The organism is Rhodospirillales bacterium (assembly GCA_016699855.1).
Taxonomy (GTDB): domain Bacteria; phylum Pseudomonadota; class Alphaproteobacteria; order Reyranellales; family Reyranellaceae.
Map to the genome: position 1 here is coordinate 2812385 of CP064988.1, position 14356 is coordinate 2826740.

Annotated in this window: 13 protein-coding genes; 8 read left to right on the top strand and 5 right to left on the bottom strand. The window is 71.6% G+C overall.

Annotation, left to right across the window (positions count from 1 at the left end):
* Positions 1–226: 226 nt before the first annotated feature.
* Entirely contained in the window at positions 227–634 is a 408-nt protein-coding gene (locus IPK81_13260) for a hypothetical protein (GenBank protein ID QQS10628.1), read from the bottom strand.
* Between the two features lie 203 nt (positions 635–837).
* Between IPK81_13260 and IPK81_13265 the strand changes: the two genes are divergently transcribed.
* Entirely contained in the window at positions 838–1845 is a 1008-nt protein-coding gene (locus tag IPK81_13265) for an NADP-dependent oxidoreductase (GenBank protein QQS10629.1), read from the top strand.
* Between the two features lie 349 nt (positions 1846–2194).
* Positions 2195–3343, top strand: a complete 1149-nt coding sequence (locus IPK81_13270; protein ID QQS10630.1) for an alpha/beta fold hydrolase — start codon at positions 2195–2197, stop codon at positions 3341–3343.
* Between the two features lie 352 nt (positions 3344–3695).
* Here the strand turns inward: IPK81_13270 and IPK81_13275 are convergent, their stop codons facing one another.
* Positions 3696–5963, bottom strand: coding sequence for a spermidine synthase (locus IPK81_13275; protein ID QQS10631.1), 2268 nt, complete (start codon positions 5961–5963; stop codon positions 3696–3698).
* Between the two features lie 113 nt (positions 5964–6076).
* Positions 6077–6508: a peptidoglycan-binding protein LysM gene (gene lysM / locus IPK81_13280; GenBank protein ID QQS10632.1), complete on the bottom strand. Its 432-nt coding sequence runs from the start codon at positions 6506–6508 to the stop codon at positions 6077–6079.
* Between the two features lie 161 nt (positions 6509–6669).
* Between lysM and truB the strand changes: the two genes are divergently transcribed.
* The 6 genes from truB to IPK81_13310 all read left to right on the top strand — a co-directional run bounded on the left by truB (position 6670) and on the right by IPK81_13310 (position 12927).
* Entirely contained in the window at positions 6670–7743 is a 1074-nt protein-coding gene (gene truB, locus IPK81_13285; GenBank protein ID QQS10633.1) for a tRNA pseudouridine(55) synthase TruB, read from the top strand.
* Between the two features lie 14 nt (positions 7744–7757).
* Positions 7758–8027, top strand: a complete 270-nt coding sequence (rpsO, locus tag IPK81_13290; GenBank protein ID QQS10634.1) for a 30S ribosomal protein S15 — start codon at positions 7758–7760, stop codon at positions 8025–8027.
* Between the two features lie 215 nt (positions 8028–8242).
* Positions 8243–10435 (top strand): polyribonucleotide nucleotidyltransferase, encoded by a 2193-nt coding sequence (gene pnp / locus IPK81_13295; protein ID QQS15095.1) that lies wholly within the window; start codon positions 8243–8245, stop codon positions 10433–10435.
* A 180-nt stretch (positions 10436–10615) separates the two neighbouring features.
* A complete protein-coding gene (gene cysK, locus IPK81_13300; protein QQS10635.1) occupies positions 10616–11575 on the top strand; it encodes a cysteine synthase A in 960 nt (319 codons plus the stop codon).
* A 55-nt stretch (positions 11576–11630) separates the two neighbouring features.
* Positions 11631–12464: a molybdopterin-synthase adenylyltransferase MoeB gene (moeB, locus tag IPK81_13305; GenBank protein ID QQS10636.1), complete on the top strand. Its 834-nt coding sequence runs from the start codon at positions 11631–11633 to the stop codon at positions 12462–12464.
* Complete coding sequence (locus tag IPK81_13310) at positions 12451–12927, top strand: hypothetical protein (protein QQS15096.1); 477 nt, start codon at positions 12451–12453, stop codon at positions 12925–12927. Before moeB ends, IPK81_13310 begins: the two co-directional genes overlap by 14 nt.
* A 243-nt stretch (positions 12928–13170) precedes the next feature.
* Here IPK81_13310 and msrA read toward each other — a convergent pair whose 3' ends face one another.
* Both msrA and IPK81_13320 read right to left on the bottom strand, forming a co-directional pair.
* Complete coding sequence (gene msrA, locus IPK81_13315) at positions 13171–13686, bottom strand: peptide-methionine (S)-S-oxide reductase MsrA (GenBank protein QQS10637.1); 516 nt, start codon at positions 13684–13686, stop codon at positions 13171–13173.
* Positions 13687–13948: 262 nt separating this feature from the next.
* On the bottom strand, positions 13949–14329 hold the full coding sequence (locus IPK81_13320; GenBank protein ID QQS10638.1) for an MAPEG family protein: 381 nt from the start codon (positions 14327–14329) through the stop codon (positions 13949–13951).
* Between the last annotated feature and the right edge of the window lie 27 nt (positions 14330–14356).

The window sequence follows — 14356 nt, forward strand, 5'->3', positions numbered from 1 at the left end:
GGCAGGGCGTTCAGCGTATTGTCGGCACGCCGGTCGCGGCGCGACGCCAGCTTACCTCGGTATCAGGGGCGCGCTGCCACCACCGGCGCCAAATCTCGGCGCCGCGCGGCGCCTCCGCCCCCCCATCACGGGAGTCGCTTCCCGCCCCGGCCCTATGATGGCGCCAACAATGAAACGCCCGGGGAGGCGACGATAACGGAGTGCCGGCCGGCCGCCGGGACCGGTCCTAGAGCTTCTGCTCGAGCAGGCGCTGGAGGTTGTCGGCGCGCAGCGGACGGTCGTGGATGTGGAACGGGATGTGGTCGAGCGTCAGCACGCCGTCCTTCATCGTCGCCCAGGTGTCCGGCCGTTTGTTGTTGTTGTCGTTCTGCACGACGACCTTCTTGAGTCCGCTCTTCAGCGCCGCCTCGCCGATCGAGTCCTTGGCGATCCGGCCCAGCGCCGCGATCAGCGGCTCGAAATACACGTCCGGCCAGCATTTGGCGTACTGCTCGGACTCGCGCTCGATCGAGAGCTGGTCCCACTGCACCTCGACCACGACCGGGAAACCCGCCGCGTCGCGGATCCGCTTCAGCAGCCCCGGATAGACGCGCTCCTGGAAATCCGCCGCCGCCCTGCGTTCCACCAGACCCATCGTCAGCCTCCCCCAATGCGTCGTCGACGCCGCGCCGGTCCGACAGCCGGTCCGGCCGCCAGCCCGGCGGGGAAAGTAACCTACGAGGCGCGCGACGTGAAGCGGCCGGCGCCGGCGCGTCGGGTCTGGACGGCGGCCGGCCGGGCCGCCACGCTGCCGACCGGGGCCGGCGCATGGGGGCCGCCGCCCGGAGGTGAACCGCGATGACCGCCACGACGAACCGCGAATGGATCCTGGCGTCGCGGCCGACCGGGATGGTCGGGCCGGAGCATTTCACGTTGCGCGAGACGCCTGTGCCGGCGCCCGGTCCGGGCGAGCTGCTGGTGCGCGTGAAGCTGCTGTCGCTCGACCCCGCCAACCGCGCGTGGATGGCGCCCAACCCGACCTACAAGGCGCCGGTGCTGCCGGGCGACGTGATGCACGGCTTCGCGCTGGGCGAGGTGGTGGCGGCGAACGCCGCCGGCTTCGCGACCGGCGATCTGGTCGACGGCATGCTGGGCTGGCGCGACTTCGCGGTGATGAAGGCGGCCGACGTCACCAAGCGCGACCGCCGCCATCGCCCGGAGCATCTCATGGGCGTGCTCGGCGTCACCGGCCTGACCGCCTATCACGGGCTGCTCGATATCGGCCGGCCGAAGCCGGGCGAGACGGTGCTGGTGTCGGCCGCCGCCGGCGCCGTCGGCTCGATCGTCGGGCAGATCGCGAAGATCAAGGGCTGCCGCGTCGTCGGCACCGCCGGCGGGCCGGAGAAATGCGCCTGGCTGACCGGCGGGCTCGGCTTCGACGCGGCCGTCGACTACAAGGCCGGCGGCGTGCGGCGCGCGCTGAAGGCGGCCTGCCCCGACGGCATCGACGTCTATTTCGACAACACCGGCGGCGAGGTCCTCAACGCCGCGCTGTTCCTGATGAACGAGCGCGGCCGGATCGTCTGCTGCGGCAACCTCTCGCAATACAACGCCGAGAAGCCGGAGCCCGGACCGGCCGCCGTGCCCGGCCTGCTGGTGGTCCGCCGCCTGCGCATGGAGGGCTTCATCGTGCTGGACTACGCCGACCGCCAGGCCGAGGCCGAGGCGGCGTTGGCCGGTTGGCTGGCCGACGGGCGGCTGAAGGCCGCCGAGGACGTCGTCGACGGCCTCGAGAACGCGCCCCGCGCGCTCGCCGAGCTGTTCCAAGGCCGCAACCGCGGCAAGCTGCTGGTGCGGGTGGCGTAGAGATCAATGCGTAGGCCGTCGCGCTCCGCGCCGGCGCCGCGCGTCCGTTATCATCCTGAACGAAGGCGCGTAGCGCCGGTTTCGAAGGATCATGGCGAGTCCCGAAGATCCGTCGCGGTGCTCGGGATGGCGACCCCCGTGTCGCGACCACGATTTGACACCATCGCGCGTGGAGTGATTCACTCGCCGACCGGCCGCTCCGCCGCCGGGTGATCCTCCGGGAGACGTGTCCTCCCACCGATGCGGCCGCGTCGTCCCTCCGCCGTCTCCGACGGCGCCCGCCCACGAGGCGCCCGCGACGGCGCCCCGCCACCGCGGCGACTCATTTCGGCGGTCTGGTGAGCCCGCCATGACGCCGCCCGCCGCGCCCTCGCCGCCCTACACCCGCGCCAGTTTCGGCGGCGTGACGTTGGAGGTGCGCGACCTCAAGGCGACGACGGCGTTCCTGCGCGGCTGGCTGCCGGCGCTGGGTTTCCGGCGCATCGGCGGCGACGCCGAGCGCGTGATGTGGGCGCGCGGCTACGAGCATCTGATGGTGCGGCAGGCGGCGCCCGAGGCCGAGGCGGCCGGCGGCGGCGTCACCATCGGGCTGACGGCGGAGTCGCGCGCCGCGGTCGAGGCGCTGCACCGCCGCGTCGCCGCGCTCGGCGTCGAGGTGGGCGCCGCGCCGGCGGAAAGCCTCTACGTCGCGCCCGGCTATTTCGCGTTCACGTTCAAGAGCGGCGACGGCATCGCGTTCGAGATCTCGCACCGCTGGGCCGACCTGCCGGAGATCGAGGGCGCCGAGCGCGTGCGCGTGCCCGGCGACGGCGTGACCCTGGGCGGCTATCTGTTCAAGCCGGAGGCCGGCGTCGCGCCGCATCCCGCCGTCGTCATCCTGCACGGCTTCGGCCGCAACGCTTGGACCGACCGGCACGTCGCCGAGCTGGCGGCGGCGTCCGGCTACAAGGCGCTGCTGCTGTCGATGCGCGGCTGGCTGGGCTCGGAGGGCGAGAACGACCAGGGCCTGCGCCAGCCCGGCGACGTCATCGCCGCGATCGACTGGCTGCGGCGGCTGCCTTCGGTCGATCCCGGCCGCATCGGGTTGATCGGCGCGTCGATGGGCGGGCAGGTGGCGCTGCTGGCGGCGGCGCGGCGGCCGGCGATCCGCTGCGTGGCGGCGTTGTTCCCGCCGTCGGACCTCGACCGCTGGTACGACGAGAACCCGTTCGTGCGCGACTACCTCGACGACATCGCCGAGCCCGACGGGCTGGGCGCGCGCTCGCCGTCGCGCCATGTCGCCGAGATCGACGTGCCGGTGCTGCTGATGCACGGCGACAAGGACGAGAACGTGCCGCTGGAGCAGAGCCTGCGCCTGACCGATTCGCTGCGCGAGGCCGGCAAGGACGCCGAGCTGCTGATCGTCTCCGGCGCCAGCCACTTCTTCTCGATGCGCGAGAGCACCATCGCCCGCCAGAAGCTGTTCGCCTTCCTCCGCGCCCATCTCGGGCGGCGGTAGGGGCTCTTGCCTTCTCCCCCGGTCATCGCGGGGTGATCGCGTTTGGCGTCGCGCCCCCTCACCTAACCTCTCCCCCATCGGGGGAGAGGAATAAGAAGCTTGAGAACGGCGATGGAAGCACACCCGCTCACTCATGTTCCTCTCCCCCACCGGGGGAGAGGTTAGGTGAGGGGGCACCGGCCGCGGTGGGATGAGGGGCGCTGTCCGGTCACGCGGTCCCGCGGAGTCGAGCATCGCCTGCCGGATTGCCCTCTGAGAATTCGATCGACGCGTCCGCTGATGCGCCGCGAAGCCCCTCATCCGGCGCCACGCGCCACCTTCTCCCCTCCTGCGAGGGGCGAAGGGAAGGCCCTCACTTCGGTCCGTGGTCGCCGGAGCGGCCGCGGTTGAGGTAGTACTCGTCCTTCGGGAACAGGTCGGTGTTGAGGTCGGCGGACGACGCCACGGCGCCGGCGTTGAGGATCTCCGGCTTCTTGTCGCGGAACCACGAAGCGAGCTCGACGGCGTCGATGCGCGCCGCCGCCAGCCGCGCCCGCACCTCGGGATCGGCCAGCCGCGCCCGCACCGCCTCGGGATCGTAGGTGATCGGGGAGTCGCTGCCGATCAACGCAGGATGCACCATCACGACGTGCGGGAACACGGCGCGGAAGGTCGCGACGCTGCGCTCGGTCGGCGCCCATTGCACGTAGAGGCCGCCGGGCTTCAGGCGCGACCGCACCTGCTCGAAGAACTCGCGCGAGTAGAGCAGGCCCGACAGGGAGGATTTCGGCAGGATCGCGTCGGCCTCGATCACGTCGTAGCGCGCGGCGTCGAGCGACAGGGCCCGGCGGCCGTCGGCGACGACGATCTCGAAGCGCGGCTCGCGCAGCAGCGCGTCGACGCCGCCCTTGCCGCCGCCGGCGGCGTAGCGGCGCAGATCGTCGAGCACGGGTTCGACGATCTCGATCGCCCTGACCTTGCGCACGCGCGGGTCGAGGCCGGCGCTGTAGGGCGTGCCGCCGCTGCCGATGCCGATCACCAGCACGTCCTTCGGATCGGGATGCGCCAGCGGCCCGATGGCGCCGAGGAAGGCGTGCACCGTGCAGAACGGCAGGCAGCTCTGCGAATGGCCCTGGATGTAGAGGCGGCCCTCCTCCTTGGCGTTCAGCCGCAGCACCGCCAGACCGGTGCGGTCCTCGGATACCCAGACGCGCTCGCCGGCTCTGGTGGTGTGCAGGCGCTCCCAGAACGCGGCGTTCGACGGCAGCGTGAACAGCAGGATCGCGACCACCGTCGTCGCGACGCCGGGCAGGCGGGCGACGCGGCCCGTCGCGCCGAGCCGCGCCAGCGCCGCGGCGCCGAACAGCAGCGCCACGGCGCCCAGCGCGCGCAGCGTGCCGGCGGTGCCCAGCGTGTGCAGCGCCACCAGGCCGGTGACGAGGCTGCCGGCGCTGTTGCCGAGGATGTTGGCGAGCTGCACGAGGCCGACGCGTCGGCCGACCGCGCCGATGTCGGTCTGCACCGCGCGCTGCACGACGGGGAACGAGAATCCCATCACGAAGCTGCCGGGCAGCACGATCAGCGCGGTCAGCAGCGCCAGAAGCGCGATGTCGGCGGCGCGCGCCGTCACGATGTCGCGCTCGACGAAATCGCCGGGGATCCATCCGGCGCCGACCGCGTGCAGCAGGCCGCCGATCCCGGCCAGCGCCAGCGCCAAGGTCGCGGCCTGCATGCCGAGGAAGAAGGCCAGCGGATCGCGGATGCGGTCGACCGTGCGCGCGCCGACCAGAAGACCGACCGCGTCGCCGACGAGGAACACGCCCAGCACCAGCGAGAAGCCGTAGGCGTTGGACTGCATCAGCACGCCCATCAGCCGGTACCACACGATCTGCAGCCCGACGATCAGGAAGCCCGACACGAACACCAGCGCGCACCACATCGCCACCCGCGCGCCGTCGGACGGCGCCGGCCTCGCCGCGGCGGGCCGCGGCGCCGCGCCGTCGTCGGTGACGCCGCGCGCCAGCCACCACCCGCCGGCCGCGACCACGACGTTGAGGCAGGCGGCGAGATAGACGGCGCCGGCGTAGCCGATCAGACCGATGACGACCCAGCCGGCGGCCAGCGCGCCGATTCCGGCGCCGAGCGTGTTGAGGCCGTAGAGCCAGCCGATCTGCCGCGCCGAGCGGGCGATGTCGTCGACCACGGCGCGGCCCAGCAGCGGCAGCGAGCAGCCCATCAGGAATGTCGGCCACAGCAGGCCGGCGAAGACGACGGCGAACACCGCCAGCCGCGATTCCGCGAGCGGCGCGAGGCGGGCGTGGACGACGTCGTGGAACAGCCACGGGCTGAGCGCCGCGAAGACGGCAATGCCGATCTCGCAGACCGCGAACAGCAGCAGCGCGCGGCGGCGCCCCAGCGCGTCGGCGCGCAGGCCGGCGGCGAGGCTGCCGAGTCCGAGTCCGAGCAGGAAGGCGCCGACCACCAGCGCCGCCGAGATCGAATCGGCGCCGGCGAACAGGCCGAGCATGCGGTGCCACGCGGTCTGGTAGACCAGCGCGCTGGCGCCGCTGATGAAGAATAGAAGCGCGAGCGTCACGAAGCGGTTCCTGTCGAACCGCGCGTCGGTCGATGCGCCGGCCACCCCGTCCCCCCGGTCATCGCGCCTTGCGGCGGCGCGTTGCCGCCATCGTAGGGGCGCCGGCGGCGCCTGTCCAAACCGGCGCGTCGCCGCGCGACGCGCCGGCGGGGCGCGCCCTAGATCTTGGGGATGCGGATCTTCTGGCCGGGGAAGATCAGGTTGGCGTCCTTGATGACCTCGCGGTTCGCCTCGAAGATCTTCGGGTACTTGTTGGCGTCGCCGTAGTACTTCTTGGCGATGCCCGAGAGCGTGTCGCCGGACACGATGATGTGGTACTGCGTGTCGTCCGACGGCGCCGCGCCGACCGAGCCGGCCAGCTTGACCTCGCCCACGCCCAGCACGTTGCCGGCCATCAGGATGGCCTTCTCGAGCGCGTCGGAAGATTTCGGCGTGCCGCCCAGCTGCACGACGCCGTTCTCGAACGTGACCTCGAGGTTCTCGACGCCGGGGTTGTCGGCCGCGATCATCGCCTTGATCTTCTCCGCCGGATCCTCGCCGGGGCCGAAGATCTTCTTGCCGATGGTCTTCACGAAATCGAACAGACCCATATCGCTCTCCTCGCATGCGCCGCGCGCGCGACGTCGGGGGACAACGCCATCATCCGCCGCGGATCGTCAATCCGGCCTGTTCGCGCGCGCGCGCGAATTGTGAACGGCGGTTCTCGGGGGCGCGGCGCTTGCGCGGCCATCCGCCATCGCTACAACGGCGCATGGCGAGAACCCGCGGCGAGAAGATCGACGGCTGGCTGAACCTGGACAAGCCGGCGGGCGTCAGTTCGGCCCAGGCCGTGGCGCGCGTGCGCCGGCTGTACGGCGCGGCCAAGGCCGGCCATGGCGGCACGCTCGATCCACTGGCCACGGGGGTGCTGCCGATCGCGCTGGGCGAGGCGACCAAGACCGTCGCCTGGGTGATGGACGGCGCCAAGGCCTACCGGTTCGCGATCCGCTGGGGCGTCGCCACGGCGACCGACGACACCGAGGGCGAGCCGACGGCGACCTCCGACGTCCGTCCCGGCGCCGACGCCATCCGCGCCGCCCTACCGGCGTTCCGGGGCGAGATCGCGCAGCGGCCGCCGTCGTTCTCCGCCCTGAAAGTGGGCGGCCGGCGCGCCTACGCGCTGGCCCGCGCCGGCGAGACCGTCGAACTGGCCGTCCGGCAGGTGCGGATCGACGCCATTTCACTGGTCGGAACGCCGGATGCCGACCACGCGGTCATCGAGATCCGCTGCGGCAAAGGCACCTATGTCCGGTCGCTGGCCCGCGACCTCGCCGTCGCTCTGGGCACCGTCGGCCACGTGGCGTGGCTGCGGCGGACCCTGTGCGGCCCCTTCGGCGAGGGCGACGCGGTCGGATTGGCGGCGTTGGAGGCGGCCGAAGCGCCCGTGGCGCCGGCCGAATCGCCCGCCGACGGGGCGAATCCGCTTTCCAAGCAAGATAATTTCGGGCATAGGTCCGCCCTTCTCGGGCGGCTACGGCCCGTCTCGACCGCGCTGGACGACATCCCGGCGCTGGCCTTGACGGACCGGCAGGCCGGCCGGCTCTCGCAAGGGCTGGCCGTCCGACTGTCCGAGATCGTCCGGCCCGACCCCGGTCTGCCGGACGCCGGCGATCCCGCCCGATCGCCGATGGGGACGATGTCGCCTGCCGAGGACCCGGCCGGACCCGACGCGACCGTCGCGGATGACCGCGACGCCATCGTGCGGGCCATGGCCGGCGACCGACTGGTGGCCATCGCCCGCATCGACGGCGAGGTGGTTCGTCCGGTCCGTGTCCTCAATCTTTGACGCAGGAGTCCCCGATGTCGATCCCCGCCGATCGCAAGACCGAAGTCGTGAAGCAGTACGCCCTCAAGGAGGGCGACACGGGTTCGCCCGAGGTGCAGGTCGCGCTCCTCTCCGAGCGCATCAACGGCCTCACCGAGCACTTCAAGACCCACATGAAGGACCACCATTCGCGCCGCGGCCTGCTCAAGATGGTCAGCCAGCGCCGCCGTCTGCTGGACTACCTCAAGGCCAACGACGTCAAGCGCTACGAGTCGCTGATCGAGCGTCTCAGCCTGCGCCGTTAGCTCCAGTTCGGGCCCCGTCCTCGCGACGGGGCCTTTCCGTGTCGGCGCGCCGATCCTCCGCCCCAGTGGTCGGACGGCGCCGGTACCAGTCAGCGCAACCGGTCGGACCAAGGGCGAGAAGCGAGGAGTCCGGTCGGTCCCGGAGCCGCATGGGGCGGCGCCGGGCGGTTCCCGTCGCGGAGGCGCGGAGCCGGTAGGAAGGAAGGATGGACAATATGTTCGACGTCTACAGGAAAGAGATCGACTGGGCCGGCCGCAAGCTGGTCCTCGAGACGGGCAAGGTGGCCCGCCAGGCCGACGGCGCCGTGATGGCGCATCTCGGCGGCACCACGGTGCTCGCGGCGGTCGTCGCCGCCAAGGAGCCGCGTCCGGGGATCGACTTCTTCCCGCTCACCGTCAACTACCAGGAGAAGACGTTCGCGGCCGGCAAGATCCCGGGCGGCTTCTTCAAGCGCGAGGGCCGTCCCAGCGAGAAGGAGGTCCTCGTCTCGCGCCTGATCGACCGGCCGATCCGGCCGCTGTTCCACGAGACGTTCCGCAACGAGACCCTCGTCGTCGTCACCGTGCTGTCGCACGACATGGAGAACGATCCCGACATCCTGTCGCTGGTCGCCACGTCGGCCGCGCTCACGATCAGCGGCATCCCGTTCCTCGGTCCGATCGGCGCCGCGCGCGTCGGCATGATCGACGGCAAGTACGTCATCAACCCGACCACCGCGCAGCTCAAGGAGAGCTCGCTCGACCTGGTCGTCGCCGGCACCAAGGCGGGCGTGCTGATGGTGGAGTCCGAGGCCAAGGAGCTGCCCGAGGACGTGATGCTCGGCGCCGTGATGGCCGGACACCGCTCGTTCCAGCCGATCATCGACGCCATCATCCAGCTGGCCGAGCATTGCGCCAAGGAGCCGTGGCCGCTGACCGAGGCGTCCGACGCCTCCAAGCAGGTGGCGGCGAAGCTCAAGGCCGAGTTCCGCGGCCAGCTCGCCGACGCCTACAAGGAGGTCCGCAAGCAGGCCCGGCAGGACAAGGTCGCGGCCGTGAAGGCGGCGGCGAAGAAGGCGTTCGAGGGCGACGCCGCGGCGCTGGCGGCGTTCGGCGAGGAGTTCGGCAACCTCGAATCCGACGTCGTGCGCAACGCCGTGCTCGACACCGGCCACCGCATCGACGGCCGCGACACGAAGACCGTCCGTCCGATCGTCGCGGAGGCGGGCTTCCTGCCGCGCGCGCACGGCTCGGCGCTGTTCACCCGCGGCGAGACCCAGGCGCTGGTCGTCGCCACGCTCGGCACCGGCCAGGACGAGCAGATCATCGACGCGCTCGACGGCGAGTACCGCGAGCACTTCATGCTGCACTACAACTTCCCCCCCTACTCGGTGGGCGAGGTTCGGCGCATGGGATCGCCCAGCCGCCGCGACATCGGCCACGGCAAGCTGGCGTGGCGCGCCATCCGGCCGGTGCTGCCGCCGAAGGACAAGTTCCCCTACACGATCCGCGTCGTGTCGGAGATCACCGAGAGCAACGGTTCGTCGTCGATGGCGACGGTGTGCGGCAGCTCGCTGTCGCTGATGGACGCCGGCGTGCCGATGGAGCGGCCGGTGGCCGGCATCGCCATGGGCCTGATCAAGGAGGGCGAGCGCTTCGCCGTGCTCACCGACATCCTCGGCGACGAGGACCACCTCGGCGACATGGACTTCAAGGTGGCCGGCACCGAGCGCGGCGTCACCGCGCTGCAGATGGACATCAAGATCACCTCGATCACCGAGGAGATCATGAAGGTCGCCCTCGCCCAGGCGAAGGACGGCCGCATCCACATCCTCGGCGAGATGTCCAAGGGCCTCGGCCGCGCCCGCGAGGGCGTCAGCGCCAACGCGCCGCGCATCACGACCTTCTCGATCCCCAAGGACAAGATCCGGGAGGTCATCGGCACGGGCGGCAAGGTGATCCGCGAGATCACCGAGGTGACCGGCGCCAAGATCGACATCGAGGACGACGGCACGATCAAGGTCGCGGCGGTCGACGAGACCAAGGCGAAGGCCGCGATCGACTGGATCAAGGGCATCGTCGCGGAGCCGGAGATCGGCGCGATCTACGCCGGCAAGGTCGTGAAATGCGTCGAGTTCGGCGCCTTCGTGAACTTCCTCGGCGCGCGCGACGGCCTCGTGCACATCAGCGAGCTGGCGCCGCGTCGCGTCGCCAAGGTCAACGACGTCGTCAAGGAAGGCGACCAGGTCAAGGTCAAGGTCCTGGGCGTCGACGACCGCGGCAAGGTCAAGCTGTCGATGAAGGTCGTCGACCAGCAGACCGGCGAGGACATCACCGAGAAGCTGCGCGCCGAGCGCGACGCGGAGCGCGACTCCGAGCGCGGCCCGCGGCGCTCGATGGATCCGTCCGACGCGCCGCAGCCGCGCTGACCGGCCGCGGCCGGCGGCCGCGTCCTCCGACACGACGAACGGCGGCCTGAAGGGCCGCCGTTTTCGTTGGTGGCGGCGAATCGGACTTGCCCGGCCCGGCGGCGGCGCCTAAGTCGGGCGTGTGATGTGATTATGCCGTGAACCACAGTCGGGGCGCGGTAAATTGATCGGGAGAGCGCCATGCCAGCCACGCCGGAATTCCGCGGGAAGATCTACGACAGCATCATCGACACGATCGGCGCCACGCCGCTGGTGCGGCTGGGTAAGCTGGCCGCCAAGCGCGGCGTGAAGGCCGAGATCCTCGCCAAGCTGGAGTTCTTCAATCCGCTGGCGTCGGTCAAGGACCGCATCGGCCTGGCGATGATCGAGGCCGCCGAGGCGGCCGGCAAGATCACGCCCGGCAAATCGGTGCTGGTCGAGCCGACCTCGGGCAACACCGGCATCGGGCTGGCGTTCGTCGCCGCCGCCAAGGGCTACCGCCTGATCCTGACGATGCCGGAGTCGATGTCGATCGAGCGGCGCAAGATGCTCAAGTTCCTCGGGGCCGAGATCGATCTGACGCCGCGCGAGAAGGGCATGAAGGGCGCCATCGCGCGCGCCGAGGAGCTGGTGCGGACCACGCCCGACGCGTTCATGCCGCAGCAGTTCCAGAATCCGTCGAACCCGGACGTCCACCGCCGCACCACGGCCGAGGAGATCTGGCGGGACACCGGCGGCAAGCTCGATTTCTTCGTGTCCGGCGTCGGCACCGGCGGCACCATCACCGGCGTGGGCGAGACGCTGAAGCCGCGGCTGCCGAACTTGAAGGTCTACGCGGTGGAGCCGGAGGACAGCCCGGTGCTGTCCGGCGGCGCGCCGGGCCCGCATCCCATCCAGGGCATCGGCGCCGGATTCGTGCCGGACATCCTCAACCGCGGCGTGATCGACGGCGTCATCCGCATCGCCAACGCCAACGCCTTCGCCACGGCGCGTGAGGTCGCGGCGGTCGAGGGTCTGCCGGTCGGCATCTCGTCGGGCGCCGCCATCGCCGCCGCGCTCGAGCTGGCGGAGAAGCCGGAGAACGCCGGCAAGCGCATCGTCGTGATCATCCCGTCCTTCGCCGAGCGCTATCTCTCGACGGCGCTGTTCGACGGGCTCTGACCCCGGTCGCCCGGCGGCCATCGTCGGGCGCGCCGCTTTCGGCTAGGCTCGCGCCATGGACCTCGACTTCACCGAAGCCGAGCTGCGGCGCTACGCGCGGCACATCATCCTGCCGGAGATCGGCGGCGCCGGGCAGGCGCGGCTGCGCGCGGCGCGCGTTCTGGTGGTCGGCGCCGGCGGGCTCGGCGCGCCGCTGCTGCAGTATCTCGCCGCCGCCGGGGTCGGCGCGATCGGCGTCGTCGACGACGACACGGTCGACCTCTCGAACCTGCAGCGCCAGGTGATCCACCGCACCGCCGATATCGGCGCCGCCAAGGTCGACAGCGCCGCGCGCGCGATCGCCGACATCAATCCGTCGACGCGGGTCGAGACGCTGCGGGCGCGGCTGACGGTGGACAACGTCCTCGACCTCGTCGGCCGCTACGATCTCGTCGCCGACGGCTCCGACAATTTCGCGACGCGCTACCTGCTGTCCGACGCGTGCTTCCTCGCGCGGCGTCCGCTGGTGTCCGCCGCGATCCTGCGGTTCGAGGGCCAGCTCTCGACCTGGAAGCCGCATCTCGGCGCGCCGCATCCCTGCTACCGCTGCCTGTTCGCCGACCCGCCGCCGCCGGAGAGCGTGCCGAGCTGCGCCGCCGCCGGCGTGCTCGGCGCCATGGCCGGCACCGTCGGCGCGTGGCAGGCGACCGAGGTGGTGAAGGAGATCCTCGGCGTCGGCGCGTCGCTGTCGGGCACGCTGCTGCTCTACGACGCGCTCGACGCGCGGGTCGAACGCCTGTCGGTGGCGCGGCGCGACGACTGCCCGCTGTGCGGCCCGTCGCCGGAGATCACGTCGCTCGACTCGCCGCGCGCGCGGGCCAGCTACGCCGAGGTGTATTGTGGCGGATGACAATCCGACGCTCTCGGTGATCGCGATCTCGGGCGAGTACGAGCGCGTGCACTACGCGCTGGCGATGGTGGCCGGCGCGCTGGCGGTCGGCCGCAAGGCCAACCTGTTCCTGACCCACGGCGCGATCCGCGCGCTGACCCGCGACGCCGGCGGGCGGGAGGGCTGGAAGGCGCTGCCGGCCGACGCGCAGGCGCATGACGATCAACCGACGGCCGGCGGCATCGGCGACCTCGACGCCGGCGCGGTGCGCGACGCGGCGTTGCGCGAGCGCGGCGTCGGCGATTTCGAGACGTTGCTATCGGCTTGCGTCGAGCTCGGCGCGCGCATCATCGTCTGCGAGATGGGTCTGCGGGCGCAGGGCATCGACGCGGGATCGATCCGACGCGACGTGCCGCACGAGATCGCGGGAATCGTCACGCTGCTCGCCGCAACGCCGGCCGGTGCGCATCTGGTGACCGTGTGACCACGCTGTGACGAGTGGCGTCGGCGCATGGCCGGCACGCGTTCCGCGAGCGAAACCGCGGTTCGCCTCCTCGGCCGCGCGCGCATCGCCTCGGTCCGGCGGCGGAGGCCGCGCCGGGCCGTCCGTGGGGGATCGGCTCGAGCGGTTGCTGGCCGGGACCCTGCGGGTCTTCGTCGCGGTTTCGGGCGCCGCGTGCCGCCCGATCCGGCGGCGGCGGCGACGCCGCCGTTCCCCTGGCCGGCGCTACGACCCCGCGGCGACGCCGGTGCCGATCGGGCAGGCGACGCCGGTGCCGCCGATGCCGCAATAGCCGGCGGGGTTCTTCGCCAGATACTGCTGGTGGTAGTCCTCGGCGTAGAAGAACGCGGGCGCGTCGAGGATCTCGGTGGTGATGGCGGGGAAGCCGCGCTTGCCGAGCTCGACCTGGTAGGCGCGCTTCGACGCCTCGGCCGCCGCGCGCTGCGCCGGCGTGAAGACGTAGACGCCCGACCGGTACTGCGTGCCGACGTCGTTGCCCTGCCGCATGCCCTGGGTCGGGTCGTGGTCCTCCCAGAACGCCTTCAGCAGCGCCTCGTAGGACGTCCTGGCCGGATCGAACCAGACCTTCACCACCTCGTTGTGACCGGTCTGCCCCGAGCAGACCTCCTGGTAGGTCGGGTTGGGCGTGTAGCCCGCGGCGTAGCCCACGGCGGTGCTGTAGACGCCCGCCGCCTGCCAGAACATGCGCTCGGCCCCCCAGAAGCAGCCGAGGCCGAACATGCGCCGACTCCAGGCCTGCAGGGAAAGGTGGCACGAATGCGGTTGCCGTTGACGAAATGCCTCTCGGGCACGTCGAAGGCGGGCGCGGCGCGTCCGCGCAGCGCGCGCTCCGCCGACGGCATCTCGGCCTTCCTGCCCAGCAGCGACATCCACATGGCGGTTCTCCTCGACCGGTGGTCAGGCCGTGAATCTGGGCAGCCGCCGCGCCCCGGTCAACCGCCCGGCACCGGGTCGTGAACCGGCGCGAGGTCGGCCCGCGCGGTCAGCGCCAGACCGGCGAGGTGAAGATGCCGACGACGCAGAACAGGCCGGCGGACCACGCCAGCGAGCGCGGCGTCGGCCGGTCGGTCACGTAGCAGAATAGATAGACGAGCCGCAGCGCGATGAAGGCGATGGCGAGCTGGTCGACGCGGGGATGCGCGCCGCCCACTTGCTGCGCCACCAGCACCGCGGCGGCGAAGAGTGGAAACGCCTCGAAGCCGTTGAGATGGGCGGCCAGCGCGCGCCGGCGGAATCCGTCGGTCTGCTTCGCCGCCCAGCCGCGCGGATCGGCATTGTCGTAGCCGGGCCCCGATTTCGCGATCAGGACGGCGGCGTAGGGCAGCAATCCGGCCACCAGCACGCACCACAGGGCGACGCTCACGGGCATTCTCCTTCGGATCGGGCGCGG

Bases quoted from the DNA above. Each gene is read 5' to 3' on its own strand.
- pnp (QQS15095.1), top strand. From the start codon at position 8,243: ATGTTCGACGTCTACAGGAAAGAGATCGACTGGGCCGGCCGCAAGCTG.
- msrA (QQS10637.1), bottom strand. From the start codon at position 13,686: ATGTTCGGCCTCGGCTGCTTCTGGGGGGCCGAGCGCATGTTCTGGCAG.
- truB (QQS10633.1), top strand. From the start codon at position 6,670: ATGGCGAGAACCCGCGGCGAGAAGATCGACGGCTGGCTGAACCTGGAC.
- IPK81_13260 (QQS10628.1), bottom strand. From the start codon at position 634: ATGGGTCTGGTGGAACGCAGGGCGGCGGCGGATTTCCAGGAGCGCGTC.
- IPK81_13270 (QQS10630.1), top strand. From the start codon at position 2,195: ATGACGCCGCCCGCCGCGCCCTCGCCGCCCTACACCCGCGCCAGTTTC.
- moeB (QQS10636.1), top strand. From the start codon at position 11,631: ATGGACCTCGACTTCACCGAAGCCGAGCTGCGGCGCTACGCGCGGCAC.
- IPK81_13265 (QQS10629.1), top strand. From the start codon at position 838: ATGACCGCCACGACGAACCGCGAATGGATCCTGGCGTCGCGGCCGACC.
- cysK (QQS10635.1), top strand. From the start codon at position 10,616: ATGCCAGCCACGCCGGAATTCCGCGGGAAGATCTACGACAGCATCATC.
- lysM (QQS10632.1), bottom strand. From the start codon at position 6,508: ATGGGTCTGTTCGATTTCGTGAAGACCATCGGCAAGAAGATCTTCGGC.
- rpsO (QQS10634.1), top strand. From the start codon at position 7,758: ATGTCGATCCCCGCCGATCGCAAGACCGAAGTCGTGAAGCAGTACGCC.